Genomic DNA, 15,331 nt, shown 5'->3' with positions numbered 1-15,331 from the left:
CCGTCGCATGGTAGGAGGAGGCGAGCCGGTCGCCTCGACGGAACATCATGGACTCCCCCGGTGCTGAACGGCCTCGTCGGCGGTTGACGCGAATCATCGCGGGCGCGGGCCTGATCCTCCTCGCGACAATCGTCCTCCTGCTCATCGCGGTCGTGACCGCGCTTCACAACCTCGACCACCCCTGGCTGAAGCCGCACGTCGTCTCGCAGGTGGAAGAAGCCTCGGGCGTGCGGCTGGACTACCAGACCGCGCGGATCGACGTGCTCTCCGGCCTGCGCCTGGAAGGACTGGTGGTGCGGACCCCGCCGCCGTTCCAGGACGTCGCGCCCGAGTTCCTGCGCGTCGGCACGCTGGAGGCGGCGTGGTCGTTCGGAGCCCTGCTGAAGGGACCGGTCCGGGTGGAGCGGGTGGCGGTACGCGACGCGAACGTCGTCCTGGTGGCGGATGAAAAAGGGACCACGTCGCTCACGAACCTGACCGGACCACCGGGGCCGGAACCGGTGGATGAAGCGTCCCCCGGAACCTCCCAGCAGGTCGCGGACCTCTTCGCCTCCCCGTTCCCCGTCTCGAACATCGAGCTGTCGAACGTGTCGCTGACCTATGTCCGCGTCCAGAACAGCGCGGTGGTGGACCGCTGGTCGCTGCGCGGGCTCGAAGCCGGAATCGAAGCGAAGCCCCAGGACAAGAGCTGGAAGCTGCTCGTGGACCTCGGCAAGGCCGGGAAGCCGCTGGCCCTCACGCTGAACCGTGAAGCGCCCGCCGCGGAGGCCTTGCTGGAGCTGGCCCTCTCAGTGGAAGCGAGCACGGACGCCGCGCACGTGAAGGTGGACCTGGACATCGCGAAGCAGACCTTCGATCCGCGCTTCACGCTCCGCTCGCTGCTGCACGGCGTGGTGACGGCGAAGTTCGACGCCAGCAAGCAACACACCACCATCGAGCTTGAGCGAACGAAGCTGACCGACAGCGCCGAGGTGCAGGCCCAGTTGGTGCTTCCGGATGCGTCGGAAGTCCCGCCCGTGCTGACACAGGCCCTGGCGGACGTGGACCTCGGACGGCTGCTGCGATGGATCCCCGAGGACCTGCGTCCCTTCTCCCTGGAGCGCGGCAAGGTGCACCTGGAGGCCCGCGAGGTCACGCTCAGCGACATGCCCCAGCTGGGAGCTCAGGGCCGGCTCGGGCTGGACGTCGACGTGGCGAAGCTTCTCCTCGTGCAGGAGGCGCTCAAGGTGGAGCTGGGCGATGGACGCATCTCGCTGACGGCGACCCCAGATGCCCCCCAGGGACTGGCCGCCAAACTCGCGTTCGCGCTCCAGGGGCTCGACGTCGGGGGCGCCACACCGCTCCGCGTTCCGAAGGCCTCCGGCGAGCTGACGGGGCATCAGCTGCGGCCCGACCTCTCCTCGCCCTTCAGGGTCGCGGGAGACGCGGCCCTGTCCGCCAAGGTGGAGGCACTGGATGTCCGTGCCTCCGGATACCGAGCGATGGCGGAGCGCCTGGGCATCAACCTCCAGGTACCCCTCACAGCGAAGCCCCCCTTCTCGGTGAAGGCGGACGTACCCGTGGAAGCGCTGCGAGTCACCACCGAAGGCCGCGAGGTGCTGAAGGGTCCCGCGCGAGTGCAGCTCCATGTGACGGACGCATTCCCCACGATGGAGGAGCCACGGCTGAGCAAGGCCCGCGCACGGCTGGAGCTGGACGTGGGCACGCTGCACGCATCGTTGGACGCCACGAAGGGCACCGACGACGTGGCGTACTCGCTGGACGCCCAGCTGCCGGACCTCGTCATGGCACGGCCCTTCATCCCGGATGACGTCGCCGCACGCTTCCCCTGGAAGCACCTGGCCGTGACGCTGGCCTCCAAGGGCAGACTGACGGCCCTCTTCGCGCCCTCGCCTCGAGTGGACCACCAGACGGAGCTGAGCCTGAAGAAGCCGGGCTGGGACGACATCTCGGCCGCCAGCACCACGCTCGCGCTGCGCTCCCAGGGAGACGAGTGGAAGCACAAGGGAGACCTGGCCCTGAAGGTCGAAGGGCTGCGCATCGGAGAGACCGACGCGGGCACCCAACACCAGACGCTGACGTTCGACGTCGACCGCCGCAAGCTCTCACTCAAGCTGGGGCTCACCGGCCATGAGGGACTGAAGGTCGCCGCCGACGCGGCACTGGCGTTCAACCCGAAGGCCCGCGCGCTCCGCATGGACGTGAAGGGCGACTTCCCGCCGCTGGGCCCCCTGTCGCCGCTCCTGGCGAAGGCGCGGGTGCCTCCGGAGGTGGATCCGTCCAAGCTCGCGATGAGCGGCGAACTGCACGGCACCCTGACCGGCCTCATCACGCACCTGGGCTCCGACGGAAGCTTCCGCCTGGCCCCCATGCCTCCGCGCGCCGCCAGCTTCGAGGGCAAGGCCCACATGGACCTGCGCGGCGTGCGCTGGAAGCAGGCGGACCAGACCATCAACGTCCCCGCCCTGCGCTGGGAGGGCGAGTCCCACGCCGACGGCGCCCAGCGAAACGTCCGCACGACCCTGGCGGTGGAGAAGCTCACCGTCAGCATGAACGACCGCCGGTTCACCTTCGCGGACCTGTCGAGTAACAGCACCGCCACCTTCACCGACCAATGGGAGAAGGGGGACATCGAGCTGAAGCAGCTCGTGAAGGTCCGCTCGATGGAACAGAAGCCGGCGCTGCCCTACCCCGTCCAGGACGTGGAGGCGTCGTTCTCCGTCGTGCGCAAGCCCACCGGCGTCATCCGCATCCCGGACCTGCGGCTGTCCAACGGAGGCACGCAGACGCTGCTGAAGGTCCGGGGGCGGCTCGACCTGAGCAATGATCAGCAGCGCATGGGGCTCCGGGGCTCGCTGGAGCAGGACCTGGCCCACCTCGCGCGGCCCGGCCAGGTCGAAGGCAGCGGCAAGGTCACGGTGGACTTCCGCGTGGCGTCACCGGACCTGGTGGTCTTCCGCACCACGTCCAGCCTCAAGCTCCAGGACGTGAACGTGCGGATGCCCGAGTCCGGCATCGTCGTGGAGGCACTCAACGGCGACGTGCCGCTGACGGAGAACGTGGAAGTTTCCCAGGACGGCGTGCGGCTCTTGAACGACCTGGACGTCAATCCGTACTCGATGCTGCGCTTCGCGGATCAACACCCGCTGCTCACGCGCAGCGGCTTCATGTCCGCGGACCGCATCACCACGCCGTGGGTGACCATCGCGCCGCTGGCGGGCAACCTGGCCATCAACCAGAACGTGTTCTCCATGAGCCAGCTGGAGATGGGCGTCCGCGGAGGACGCATCACCGGCCAGTGCATGCTGAACTGGCAGGGCAAGCACTCCACGATGGAGGCCCACGTGCGGGCCACGGGCGTGAAGTCCTCCCGGGGCGAGCCCTTCGACGGCAACGCCGCCATGGTCATCTCCGCCAGGGACCGCAGCATCAACGGGCGCGCGGAGATTTTGCGCATCGGCAACCGCCACCTGTTGGACCTGCTGGACGTGGAGGATCCGCACCACACCGACCCCGCCACCAACCGCGTCCGCTACGCGCTGGGCCTGGGGTATCCGGAGCACGTGCGAGTGAGCTTCAAGCAGGGATTCGGCAGCCTGCTCATCACCATGGGCGGCCTGGCCAAGCTGGTCAGCATCGATGAAATCCGGGGCATCCCCCTGGGCCCCATCGTCGACCGCCTCATCACCACCATGTTCCCTCCGGAGGCTCTGCCATGACACATCGTGGGTTGCTGCTCGTGGCCGCCCTCGCGGCTTCCGGGTGCATCAGCGCGCCGGAGATCGTCATGGTGGACCGGGCGACGGCGCTCGAGGAGCAGGCCGCGGGCTCGTACAAGGACGTGGAGCAGCGGCTGGCGCGCGCGGGCATGAACCCCACGCCGGTGCCGCTGACGCCCAACCAGCTGGAGGACCTGGGCATCCAGCCCCCGCCGCTGGTGGAGAACCTGGGCAAGACGCAGGCGGACCGCGTGGATGACCTGGTGCGGCGCCACTGCGTGGGCGAGGGCAAGGACGGGCTGCTGGTGCTCACCCGGAAGCAGTGCACGGCCGGGCGCGTGTCCGCGGATGACGCCGCCCTGGTGGAGCGGGTGAACCGCGCCCGGCGCCAGCTGTGGCAGTGGATGAAGACCGTGCGCCCCGGTGTGCCTGAGGCGACGCTGCGCCAGAACTGGCGTCTGGCACACGCGGAGGGCGTCGTCTGCGGCGGCTGGGTGGAGGCCGAGGACGGCACCTGGGGAGAGAAGAAGTGCTGACACGCCAAGGCCCCTGGTTCCTGGCCCTGGCCGTCCTCCTCGCGAGCGGCGCCTGGGCCCAGGACGACGAGAACGACGGAGGCATGGTCCTGCCCGAGCGGCTCACCGTGGGCATGGGCGACCAGTTCCTGGGGCAGCTGGGGCCCGACGAGAACTCGCTGCTGTTCGTGTCCAACCGGGACATCGCCACGGAGATCTTCGTCCAGGACCTGGAGAAGGGTCGCGAGCGCCGACTCTTCGACGAAGGCGCGGACGTGACGTGGCCGCGCATCAGCCCCAATGGCAAGCAGCTGCTCTACGTCTCGTTCCGCACCCAGGCCGGCGGCCAGCTCTGCGTGAGGGACCTGCCAGAGGCGAAGGAGCGCCGCTGTCTGGAAGAGGAGCTCAGCGCGCTGCAAGCGGAGTGGATCGACGACACGCACATCGCGCTGGTGAGCCGCGCGACCATCCAGGGAGACCTGCGACTGTCGAAGGTGGCGCTGGGGGCCGGATGGCAGGTGACGCCGCTGCTCGACCGCAACCTGACCAGCCCCACCATCTCTCCGGATGGACGCTGGCTGGTGTACGTCCCGGTCCAACGCTCCGTGCAGGAGGTGGGGCCGGGCTTCGCCGCGCGAGCGGCGCCGCACCTGGAGGCCATCCGGTTGGATGTCCCCGGCGCGGCCCCCGTCCCGCTGACGCTCGACATCCCGGGGAAGACGGGCCAGCCGGTGTTCGCGCGCGACGGACGCTCGCTGTACGTGGTGCAGTTCTTCACCGACTCCAACGGGGACGGAGTGATTGACGCGAGCGACAGCGGGGTGCTGTTCCGCGTGCCCTTTGCCTCCGACCGCGACGACGCGCCCGCCCAGGCCGCCGCCGCCAGCCCGGACCAGCTCACCAGCGAGGCTTGGAACTGCGAGTACCCGTCCCCCACCGCCGCGTCGCTCATCACGACCTGTTCCCGGGGCCAGTCGCTGGACGTGTATCAGCTGCCGCTGGGTGGCCAGGTGCCCGGTGAATGGGACGTGAAGCGCCTCAGCGAGGAGCTGGGCATGGTGGGCCGGCGCGCGGATCAGCTCATTCTCTACCGCCAGCGGCTGCTGCTCGAGACCCGGCCCAAGCTCCGCCGGTTGTTGATGATGCGCCTGAGCCAGCTCCACCTGGCCTATGGCGACTTCGACGCCGCGGACTTCTACGCCCGACAGATGACGAAGGTGGACGACCCCGTCACCGCCGGATTGTCGGAGCCGTTGCGCATCCTCATCGCCCACCGGAAGGCCCTGAAGGAGCGCGACCGGGGCCGCATGGTGGATGAGCTGCAGGAGGGCGAACGCCAACGCATGGCGGCCCTGGACCCCGCCGCCGCGCCCAGCCCGCCCTCCGCCGTCTACCGTCACGTCGTGCGCAGCGAGCTGGCGCAGTCATCCGGTGACTTCACGCTCGCCCGGCAGGAGCTGGAGGCGGCCGAGCTGACGGACACCACGCCGCGCGCGGTGCTGGAGGGCTGGTACGAACAGGCGGACGCGCTGTACCGCGAGCTGGACGACCGGAACGCATTGGTCGCCGCCGGCCGCAAGCTCTCGCAGAACAAGGTCTTCAAACAGGACGACCAGCTGGACTTCGCGCGCGGCGCCGTCCGCGCCCTGTACCGGGGACGCCCCTACGTGGAGGCGGACGCCACCATGGCCCAGGCACTCGCGGCGGAGCCCCCCGGGACACCGTATGCGTTCGCCCTGGAGCTGGGCCGCCACGTCAATGCGTTGAACGAGGAGCGCCCTCCCCGCCCCGTCCGTGATGCCCTGGTCGCGTTCTACAAACAGCAGACGGATCCGCTCCGCCGCCGCATGGTGGTGCAGGACGCCGCCGAGCGCGCGGCGAGCCTGGGCGCCGACGGCGTGATGGAGGCCCTGGCGACGCTCTACGTCGACGACGCACCGGCCGGCACCGAGGAGCGGCGACGGGCGGAGCGGCTGTTCCGCCGGGCGCTGATGGGCCGCGCATACCGCCGCATGGGGCGGGACCGGATGGACGAGGCGCGCGCGGACTTCGACCTCGTGACGCGGCGGACGGGCTCGCTGGAGAGCGCCGTCGAGTCCATGAGCCTGCGCCTGCGCGCGGGCGTCGCCCCCGAGGTGGTGATCAAGGAGGTCACCACGGAGGTGCCGAGCAAGGCCGTGTCGCTCTCGCACTTCGTGAAGGCCTACGTGACGACGCGCCGGCTGTCCAAGCTGGATGACGACGCCCACGCCCAGGCGGTGAAGACCGGCCTCGCGGAGCTGCGCGCAGCGTGGCAGGAGCTCAAGAACCAGCGCGAGGTGCAGGCCCTCATGGGGGCCATCCACCACGAGGACTTCCTCCGCGGCCGCAACCCCGCCGCCGCCGAGCGCGCCAACCGGCACTACCTGGTCGCCCTGGACCTGGTGCGCAACAACGCTCGCTACAAGGCCATGATCCTCGGCGCGCTGGGCCTGCTGCACACGCAGGTGGGCAACTACCACATCGCCCTGGGCTACCTGGACGAGCGCGACAAGCTGCCCTACGCGGACAGCGGAGCGGGGCTGTCGGTGGCCCTCGCCCGGGCCCGGGCGCTCCTGCACGTCAACCGCGAGGCGGAGGCCGCGCAGGCGGCGGACAAGGCCCTGGCCACGGTGGAGTCCGTGCCGAAGATGGCCCGGTTCATCCCGTTGGTGATGGACCGCGCGGCGCTCTACAACCTGGCCGCAGGCCGGTTCGAACGGGCCCTGACGCTCTACGACCGCGCACTGCCCGGCATCGAAGCCGGCCCCCGTGACGAAGAGGGCCTGCGCAACCGGCTGGTGCTGCGGCTGGCCCGCTGCGGCGCGGCACTGGGCGCGGATCAGCCCCAGCGCGCGCTGGAGGACCTGGACCAGGTGGACCGGGACCTGGCGACGCCCGCCGTGCGGGCCACGCTGAAGCAGGCGCACGCCACGCCGAAGTTCGTCCAACGCGCGTATCGCATCATCGCCGCGGGGCTGCGCGCCAACGCGGAGACGCGGCTCGGGCGCATGGACGCCGCCGCCCGAGCGCTGGAGCAGCGACGCGCGCTGTTCCTGGAGCAGTTCGACGAACTGGATCGCGACGAGGACATCCGCGCGGTGACGTTGGCGGAGCTGCGGCTGGCGGAGAACGCCGTGGACCGCCGCGACCCGGCGCAGGCGGCGCAATGGCTGGGCAAGGCGTTGGAGCACTCCGACTCGCTGATGGCTCGCACGCACGCGCCGGTCGATGCGGGCCAGCTGGACGTGCTCTGGTTCGCGGCGCAGCTGCAATCCGAGGACAAGACGCGGATGCCTTTCGACGTGCCCCAGCGGATGGAGCAGGCACGGCGGACGCTCATCGAGCAGCGCGACCCGGCGTGGCGCACGTACCTGGCGTGGTTCAACATCTACCTCGCGCTTGACGGCAAGGTCGCTGCCTCGGCGGACAAGCCAGCCCAGACGCAGGAAATCCAGACCGCGGCCGAGTAGCGGCTGCAAACACATTCGGAAACGCGCGGGACATTTTCGCGGCACATGGCGGGAGCACCTTGCACCGTGTCAGCCCGGAAGCCCCGGGCCTGAACGGCACGGGACGCCGTGGGGGGCAAACCCCTCCCAGTCGGTCCCTCACGGTGTCCACCGTGCCATCAGGCCAATGGCTTCCGGGTGCGGTCTCACGCGCAATCTGGAGGCACCCATCACCATGAAGCGCCATCTGTTCATGCTGGGCCTGCTGTTCGCCGTTCCCACCTTCGCCGGATCCACCACCACCACGCAGGACGCGTCCCAGGGCGCGCGCCGGCCGCCCCCCTTCGAGCGCAAATCGCCCGTCCAGGTGCTCATCGACCACAGCCAGGACCTGGGCCTCACCGACGCCCAGGCCGCGAGCCTGACGAAGATCCAAACGGCGCTCGACGCGAAGAACGCACCCGTGAAGCAGTCCCTGGAGGCCCTGCGCCCGCCCGCGCCGCCGGACCGAGGCACACAACAGGGCACGCCGTCCGCACAGGACCAGGCCGCCCATGAGCAGGCGCGAGGCCTGTTCGAGCAGCTGCGCACCAACGACATGGCGGCCTACCAGGAGGCCGAGCAGGTCCTGACGGACGCCCAGAAGACCCAGGCCCGCACGCTCCTGGAATCGGAGCGCCGCTCGCATGGCCCTGGCCACGGCGGCCGGGGCGGTCCTCCCCCAGGCGAATAGCTCCTCACCGCCAGTCCGGCCCCCTGCTCGTCAGGGCGGCCGGAAACCCGGCGGCTTGGAATGTCGTTTCCTGAAAGTCACGAACTCCCCGTCAGGATGTCAGACGGCCTCCGTATGTTGTCGGGCATGGAGGCGATGATGCAGACGATGTTGGTGTTCGTGCCGGTGGCCCTGTTGGTGGGCGCCGTGGTGATGATTCCCCGTTCCCGCCGCCGCGTGCGTCGGTGGAAGGTACGGGCCTAGCAGGCGGATCCGCGCCCGTCGGATCCGCCCCCTTCCGAGGGAGCGGAGCGTGATTCAGGGGGCCCGAAAACAGATGCTTGACGGGGCCGAACGAGGACGGTACAAGCCGCCTCACTGAATCACGGCGGGGCCGCGCAGGGCGGATAGCTCAGCGGTAGAGCGGCGCCCTTACAAGGCGATGGTCACAGGTTCAATCCCTGTTCCGCCCATATAGATTTTTGTGGGGAGTTAGTTCAGTTGGTTAGAACGCCGGCCTGTCACGCCGGAGGCCACGGGTTCAAGTCCCGTACTCCTCGCCACTAGAGAGGCCCGGAACCGAAAGGTTCCGGGCCTTTCGCTTTTCTGGGGAGTCACGCCTTGCCCTCCCGGTCCCAGCGTCTGTTGTCGACTGTCGTTGGCGCGCTCCTCCTGTGCTGCGCTTCCCTGCCGTCCTGGGGCCAGACGCCCTCCCCCTCGGAATCCCCGCGCATCGCCCTCCGGGCCGCCAGGCTCTTCGACGGGAAGAGTGAGCGGCTCCTTCCGGATGCGGTCGTGCTCATTGAAGGCTCGTCCATCCAGGCCGTGGGCACCGGCCTCCCCATCCCCTCGGGGACACGGGTCATCGACCTGGGCGACGTCACCCTGCTGCCCGGGCTGATCGACGCGCACTCGCACCTGCTGCTGGAGGTCGACCCGGAGAACGGAGTCGACGGCCTCCTCACCCCCGTCGCCCAGAACGGCACCACCGAGCGCGCGCTCATGGGCGCGAAGCTGGGCCGCGAGATGCTCGAGGCGGGCGTCACCACGGTGCGCGACGTGGGCAACTCAGGGGTCAACGGCGACGTGGCACTGCGCAACGCCATCCAGCGTGGCTGGGTGCAGGGCCCGCGCATCTCCGCCTGCACCCGCGCGCTCGCTCCCCAGGGCGGTCAGTTCCCCACGCTCCAACCTCCGGCGCAGTCCCTCATCGAGCAGGAGTACGTCACCGTCTCCGGCGTGGAGGAGGCCCGGCGCGCCGTGCGGCAAGCGCTCATGGACGGCGCGGACTGCATCAAGGTCATCGTCGACAACGGACACAACCTCCTCTCCTTGGAGGAGCTGAAGGTCATCGTCGAGGAGGCCCACCGCATGAAGCGCCCGGTGGCGACGCACACCACCACCGACGACAGCATCCGCATCGCGGTCCAGGCGGGCGTCGACTCCATCGAGCATGGGTACTCGCTCCCCGATGACGTGCTGGCGCCCATGGTCCGCAATCGCATCTTCCTGGTCCCGACGGATGGCCCGATGGACGTGTGCGACTCCTTCGATACCCAGACCGGCAATGCCGAGCGCCGGCGTCAGATGAAGGAGCGCTGCAAGAAAAACATGGCCAAGGCCCAGGAGCGCCTCCGCCGCGCGGTGGCCGCGGGTGTGCGGATCGCCGCCGGCTCGGACATGTACATCGTGATGCCAGGGTTGACGCGCGGACAGGCCACCGTGAAGTGGTTCATCGCCTATGCCGAGGCGGGGCTCAAACCCGTGGACATCCTGCGTGCCGCGACCGTGAACGCGGCGGAGCTGCTGCGCATGCAGGACCGGGTTGGCTCGCTCGCGCCGAACAAGCTCGCGGACCTGCTCGCGGTGGAGGGAAATCCACTGAAAGACATTCGGGCGTTGAAGCAGGTCCGGTTCGTGATGAAGGACGGGCAGGTGGTCGTGGGCCCGCCTCAGACGGCCGAAAGCCCGCGCAAGGAGCGGTGATACTTCTGGAGGATGCGCTCCACGCGCATCTGGCCGAGCAGCGCCTGGAACGCCTCAGTGGCCACCAGCGCCCCTTCCACCGCGTCCATGGTCAGGGCCGCGTTCCCCGCCTGCTCCACCATCCAGCGGCCGTCCGCGGTGATGGCGAACACGGCGCGCTGGGGCTCCCCGGGCAGCCACACCACCAGGAAGAGGTTCTCGCACTCACACTTGGGGTCCGAGCACAGCTCGATGCGCCAGGCGTAGCGCTGCCCGTCCAACTCCACGCGGCCCAGGATGTCGCGCTCCAGGTCCGCGCCCTCACCCAGCAGCGACTCCGGCAGCTGCACCTCGAAGGCGCCCTCCAGCCGGCCCATCGCTTCCAGCACCTGCGTGCGGCGCTGGGTCACCAGCGTGTCGAAGCCCTCCTGGAAGCCGGGCGCCTGCGACGCCGCGCGCACGACGCCGCCCCAGCGGTCCTCAGCGGGGCGCAGCTCGTCATCCAACAAGGTGCCGTCGGAGGTGAGGGTCAGGGCCTTCTGCTCGCCGCCCGCGGTCACCTTCAGGTTCACGGTGTCGCACAGGCAGCCGTCGTCCGTGCAGGTGGCGCCATGCACGGACACCGCGCCGTACTCCGGCGTCTGACAATCCGCGAGCTGGCGAAGCGATTGCGTCTCGGAAGAGGTCATCATCGAAAGCGGATCCTGGAGGAAAGGAGCGCGAGGCTCACTTCACGTTGGCGAGCGGCGTCTCGATGAACTTGCCCTTGCCGGCGAGGTCCTTGAGGTCGACCTCCCCCGCCTCCAGCGGACGGCGCGGGGTCTGGGGATTCTGCCGCACACCGTTCGTCTTCTCGTGGGCGGAGATGATGGGCAACAGGCGCACGCCGTCCTTCGGCACCTGGAAGCCCTGCGCCTGCAACTCCGCGCTCAGGTCCTTGCGGAACAGGCCCGGGTTCTTCGCCAGGTGGCCCGTCGTGTACTCGCAGTTGGCGCAGGTGAAGCGCGTGGTGTGGCCGCTGTACGTCACCGCGTGGATCTTCGAACCCGGCGGCAGCGTGCCCTTGAAGGACGCGGCGATGTCCTTCGCCGCGCCCGGCGCCATCAGCCTCGCGGCGTCGGACTGCTCGCTGTGCGCGAAGGTCGTGTTGAAGTCCGCGCTGGGCGGATTGGGCTTCGAGTACCGGGCCTCCGCGGGCGCTCCGGATTGCAGCGCGTTGCGCTTGGGCGTGCGGCCGAAGTCGTCCGAGCCCGCGACCTTGGAGCCGCTGAACTCGTAACCGGGCGTCTTCGTCGACGAGTCCTTCATCCCGCTGACGGACACGCGCTTGCCGTCATTCGTCAGGTCATGCACGTTGGGGTGGTACATGCGCTTCATCGCCTCCGGAGGAGGCACGGTGGAGCCCGCCGACTTCGTGTAGGCCCCCTGCGTGTGGACCGCGCCGAAGGACGTGGCGAAGAAGTTGGTGTTCTTGCTCAGGCCCGCGCCGCCCTCCTTCCGCCCCTTCACCCCCTCGGTGCGCGCATTCGCCTCCAGGCCCGCCAGCCGCTGGTGCTCGTTCGTCAGGGCCTTGCCGTCGTCCAGCTTCAGCGTCTTGTCCGGGTTCTTGGAGCCGTACACCGCGCCGCCAAAGCCGTCCGTGAAGACCTTGTGCTCCGGGGGCGGCTTGAGGGCCGGCTCCTTCTTCGGCTTGGCCTGCGCCTGCGTCTGCGCGGCCTGCACCTGGGCTTTGGAGGCAATCGGGTTGTTCTGCACCGAGTGCCTGGCCTGATTGATGGAGGAGGTCGTCTTCATCTTGCCCATGGTGTCTCCCGGGGAATGCGTAAGGCTCGCCTGCTTTTCCCTGGTTTTGCAATGCCAACGCCAGGGCACTGTGGGTATGGCGTGAGGACCCGCCCTAGGGTGTTCCCTTGAAGTCAGCGGCGGACAGGCCGTGCCGCTTGAGCAGGTCGTAGAAGTCGCTCCGGTTGCGCCCGGCCATTCGAGCCGCGGCGCTGACACTGCCGCTGCTGCGGCGCATGGCCTCCGCGAGGTAGGCGCGCTCGAAGGCATCGCGGGCCTCGCGCAGCGAGGGCAAGGCCTCATCCCCGACGGGAACACCCGGCAGCTGCGCGCTCTCGGTGGGGGGCCGCTCCAGCGCCTGCCCCAGGCGGGGCACATGTCGCGGTTGCAGCTCGTCCGTGCCGGCCAGGAGCACCGCGGCCTCCATCTCGTGGATGAGCTCCCGGACGTTGCCAGGCCAGCCATAGCGCTGCATCAACTCCACCGTCGCGGGCGCCAGGCGCGGCGGACGCAGGCCATAGCGGTTCGCGGTGCGCTCCAGGAAGAGCTGCGCGAGCAAGGGGATGTCCTCGAGCCGCTCGCGCAGGGGCGGCAGCTCGATGGGCACCACGTGCAACCGGAAGTAGAGGTCCTGACGAAAGCGCTTCGCGGCCACCTCTTCCGCGAGGTCCCGGTTGGTGGCGGCGACCACCCGCACGTCCACGGACTCCTCCACGTCCGCGCCCACGCGCGTGAGCCGCTGCTCCTGCAGCACGCGCAGGAGCTTCACCTGCACGGACGGGGACGCCTCGCCAATCTCATCCAGGAACAGCGTGCCGCCGTTGGCCGCGCCAAACAGGCCCTCGCGCTCGCGCACGGCGCCGGAGAACGCGCCCTTCACGTGTCCAAACAGCTCGCTCTCCAGCAGCTCTGGCGGAAGGGCGCCACAGTTGACGGCGACGAAGCGCCCCGCGTTGCGGCGCGAGAGCACGTGGAGCATCCGCGCCGCCAGCTCCTTGCCGGTGCCACTCTCGCCGGTGAGCAGGACGGTGGCGTCGGTGGGGGCAATGCGGGCAATCACCTCGCGCACGCGCGAAATGGCCTCGCTGATGCCCAGGAGCAGGGGCTCGCCCTCTTCCCCCATGCGCCGCCGCAGCTCGGCCACCTCCCGGCGCAGCAGCGAGCGCTCGAGCGCATGCGTGAGCTTCTGCATGAGTTCATGGTCGTGGAACGGCTTGGTGAGAAAGCCGTAGGCGCCCTCCTGCATGGCCTGCACCGCGGTCTCGATGGAGCCGTGCGCGGTGAGCATGATGACGGAAAGCTCGGGGGCCCGCTGTCGCGCGGCCCGGAGCACGTCCATGCCATCCATGTCCTCCAGGCGCAGGTCGAGCACCATCGCGTCCACGCGCTCCTGCGAGAGCCTGCGCAGGGCGCTCTTGCCCTCGCCCTCCACGGTCACGCGGTAGCCGCGTGACGTCATCCGCATGGACATGAGCTCCGCGAGCTGGAGGTCATCGTCCACCAGGAGCACGTGGGGCTGCTGGACGGGGGACTCAGGCGTCAAGACGGCCTCCAGGGGACGCAGGGTCTTCAAGGGGAATCCAGAAGGTGAAGGTGGCGCCGGGCCCGGACGTGTCCGCGAGTGACAGCTCACCGCCGTGCGCGGTGATCATCTCGCGCGCGATGGTCAGGCCCAGCCCCGTGCTGCGGCGCCCGCCCACTTCAAGGCTCGCGAAGGGCCGGAAGATCCAATCACGCGCGTGCGCGGGCACGCCCGGGCCCTGGTCCGCGACGGACAGCTGGACCGCGGGCACGGAGCTGGCGGCGCCAGGGCGCTTGCGGGTCACCAGCTCACACGTGATGCGCACCGTCTTGCCCGCGCTGGAGACAGCGATGGCGTTGCTCACCAGGTTGGACAGGGCACGCTCGACCAAGGGGTCATCGATGGGCGCACGCACGGGCTTCGCGGCTGGCTCGTACACCAGCTGGACCTTGCGCTCATCCGCTTCGAAGGTGAGGTCCCGGAGGACGTTCTGGACAATCAGGTCCACCGAAGCCCCGGCATTGCGCTGCAGCGGCTGGCCGGACTGCACGCGAGACAGGTCCAACACGGAGGTCACCATGCGAATCTCACGCTCGCACGCGGCCTGTGCGAGCTTCACCACGCGGGCCTGCTGCGGCGTCAGGGGGCCCGTGCTGCCATCGCCCAGGAGCGAGAGGGCCTCGCGCACCCGGGCCAGCGGCGTGCGCAGGTCGTGGGACACCGAGGCCACGAACGCGCTCTTGAGCTGATCCAACTCCGCCAGGCGCCCCCGCATGCGATCCAGGTCCAGCGACAGCGCGCGCAGCTCCTCGGGGCCGCGCAAGGGAGGCAGCGGGCTGAAGTCACCCTGGCCAATGCGGCGCGCATGCGTGGAGAGCAGCGCCACCGAGTTCGACACCGCGCGCGCCTGCGACAAGGCGAGCACTCCCGCGGCGAGGATGCCCAGGAGGCCGAAGAGCCCGCCTGAGCTCAGCGCCGCCGACCCGATGGAGCGCGCCTGGTCCTCCTTCGCCTGGATGGCCAGGCGCATGTCCCGCGTGCGCTCGGACCACACCGTGGTGAGGACCTCATCCAGGTGCAGCCGCCGCTCACGCAGGGGAAACGACAGCATCGATTCACAGGTGCCGGCCTGCTCCAATTGCAGGGCGTACTGCACATAGTCCTGGGCGCTCGCGCGGATGCCCGCATCCAGATGCACCGTGCCGGTGCCGAGCGCGGTCTGCAGCACGTGGCGCGCGCTGGCGACAGCGCGGTGCACGGAGGCCGCGCTGCTGTCGTGCTGCTCACAGGCCACCACTCCGCGCCGCACCGCCAGCTCGAGCGCCCAGGCCGCGACGTACACGCGCTGCTCTCGCTCGAAGGAGGCGAGCTCCTCGTGGCCCACGCTCGCCACCACCTCGTGGGTGCGCATGAGGCCCACGGCCATCTGGGAGAAGGCGGCCACCAGCAGCGCGGTAACCACCGCGTAGGACAACAGGAGCCGAGCACGCAGTCGAAGCACCAACATGGCGCGCAATCTAACCCGCGTCCGCGCGCACGGCCCGTCACTTCGCACGGCCGTCTGTCGGTCCCAACAGTGTTGGTCCGAGCCGACAGGGGCTCTGAGGGGATGGACCGACAGCGGGGCACGCTCCCCTCTGAGAAGG

At 69.7% G+C, this 15,331-nt stretch carries 10 protein-coding genes and 2 tRNA genes; 8 read left to right on the top strand and 4 right to left on the bottom strand.

The features are described 5' to 3' along the window. Positions 1 to 47 precede the first annotated feature (47 nt). The 8 genes from D7Y04_RS10665 to D7Y04_RS10635 all read left to right on the top strand — a co-directional run bounded on the left by D7Y04_RS10665 (position 48) and on the right by D7Y04_RS10635 (position 10,402). Positions 48 to 3,719, top strand: coding sequence for a hypothetical protein (locus D7Y04_RS10665; RefSeq protein WP_121759139.1), 3,672 nt, complete (start codon positions 48 to 50; stop codon positions 3,717 to 3,719). Further along, a complete protein-coding gene (locus D7Y04_RS10660) occupies positions 3,716 to 4,255 on the top strand; it encodes a DUF1318 domain-containing protein (protein ID WP_120575226.1) in 540 nt (179 codons plus the stop codon). The genes D7Y04_RS10665 and D7Y04_RS10660 overlap by 4 nt, the downstream gene beginning before the upstream one ends. Further along, a complete protein-coding gene (locus D7Y04_RS10655) occupies positions 4,249 to 7,725 on the top strand; it encodes a PD40 domain-containing protein (RefSeq protein WP_121759138.1) in 3,477 nt (1,158 codons plus the stop codon). Before D7Y04_RS10660 ends, D7Y04_RS10655 begins: the two co-directional genes overlap by 7 nt. A 214-nt stretch (positions 7,726 to 7,939) precedes the next feature. Further along, entirely contained in the window at positions 7,940 to 8,437 is a 498-nt protein-coding gene (locus D7Y04_RS10650) for a Spy/CpxP family protein refolding chaperone (protein WP_121759137.1), read from the top strand. Positions 8,438 to 8,551: 114 nt separating this feature from the next. After that, complete coding sequence (locus D7Y04_RS46370; protein WP_255428401.1) at positions 8,552 to 8,680, top strand: hypothetical protein; 129 nt, start codon at positions 8,552 to 8,554, stop codon at positions 8,678 to 8,680. 137 nt (positions 8,681 to 8,817) lie between these two features. Next, positions 8,818 to 8,889, top strand: a tRNA-Val gene (locus D7Y04_RS10645). 13 nt (positions 8,890 to 8,902) lie between these two features. Continuing rightward, a tRNA-Asp gene (locus tag D7Y04_RS10640) sits at positions 8,903 to 8,979 on the top strand. Positions 8,980 to 9,037: 58 nt separating this feature from the next. Continuing rightward, entirely contained in the window at positions 9,038 to 10,402 is a 1,365-nt protein-coding gene (locus D7Y04_RS10635) for an amidohydrolase family protein (RefSeq protein WP_121759136.1), read from the top strand. On the opposite strand, the gene D7Y04_RS10630 is transcribed toward D7Y04_RS10635, so the two are convergent. From D7Y04_RS10630 to D7Y04_RS44005, 4 genes are all read right to left on the bottom strand, one after another. Beyond that, positions 10,369 to 11,073, bottom strand: coding sequence for a hypothetical protein (locus D7Y04_RS10630; protein WP_121759135.1), 705 nt, complete (start codon positions 11,071 to 11,073; stop codon positions 10,369 to 10,371). The genes D7Y04_RS10635 and D7Y04_RS10630 overlap by 34 nt on opposite strands. A gap of 34 nt (positions 11,074 to 11,107) precedes the next feature. Continuing rightward, positions 11,108 to 12,184 carry a hypothetical protein gene (locus D7Y04_RS10625; protein ID WP_121759134.1) on the bottom strand — a complete coding sequence of 359 codons (1,077 nt, stop codon included), beginning with the start codon at positions 12,182 to 12,184 and terminating at the stop codon, positions 11,108 to 11,110. A gap of 94 nt (positions 12,185 to 12,278) precedes the next feature. Next, entirely contained in the window at positions 12,279 to 13,706 is a 1,428-nt protein-coding gene (locus D7Y04_RS10620) for a sigma-54 dependent transcriptional regulator (protein ID WP_121759339.1), read from the bottom strand. Continuing rightward, complete coding sequence (locus D7Y04_RS44005; RefSeq protein ID WP_158627485.1) at positions 13,696 to 15,192, bottom strand: HAMP domain-containing sensor histidine kinase; 1,497 nt, start codon at positions 15,190 to 15,192, stop codon at positions 13,696 to 13,698. The genes D7Y04_RS10620 and D7Y04_RS44005 overlap by 11 nt, the downstream gene beginning before the upstream one ends. Positions 15,193 to 15,331 lie beyond the last annotated feature (139 nt).

Origin of the sequence: Corallococcus sp. AB038B (assembly GCF_003668955.1) — a bacterium.
GTDB classification, from domain to species: Bacteria; Myxococcota; Myxococcia; order Myxococcales; family Myxococcaceae; genus Corallococcus; species Corallococcus exiguus.
The sequence above is the reverse complement of the archived record's forward strand: the minus strand, read 5'-3'. Positions and strand labels throughout refer to the sequence as shown.

Bases quoted from the DNA above. Each gene is read 5' to 3' on its own strand.
- D7Y04_RS10650 (WP_121759137.1), top strand. From the start codon at position 7,940: ATGAAGCGCCATCTGTTCATGCTGGGCCTGCTGTTCGCCGTTCCCACC.
- D7Y04_RS10660 (WP_120575226.1), top strand. From the start codon at position 3,716: ATGACACATCGTGGGTTGCTGCTCGTGGCCGCCCTCGCGGCTTCCGGG.
- D7Y04_RS10665 (WP_121759139.1), top strand. From the start codon at position 48: ATGGACTCCCCCGGTGCTGAACGGCCTCGTCGGCGGTTGACGCGAATC.
- D7Y04_RS46370 (WP_255428401.1), top strand. From the start codon at position 8,552: ATGTTGTCGGGCATGGAGGCGATGATGCAGACGATGTTGGTGTTCGTG.
- D7Y04_RS10630 (WP_121759135.1), bottom strand. From the start codon at position 11,073: ATGATGACCTCTTCCGAGACGCAATCGCTTCGCCAGCTCGCGGATTGT.
- D7Y04_RS10625 (WP_121759134.1), bottom strand. From the start codon at position 12,184: ATGGGCAAGATGAAGACGACCTCCTCCATCAATCAGGCCAGGCACTCG.
- D7Y04_RS44005 (WP_158627485.1), bottom strand. From the start codon at position 15,192: ATGTTGGTGCTTCGACTGCGTGCTCGGCTCCTGTTGTCCTACGCGGTG.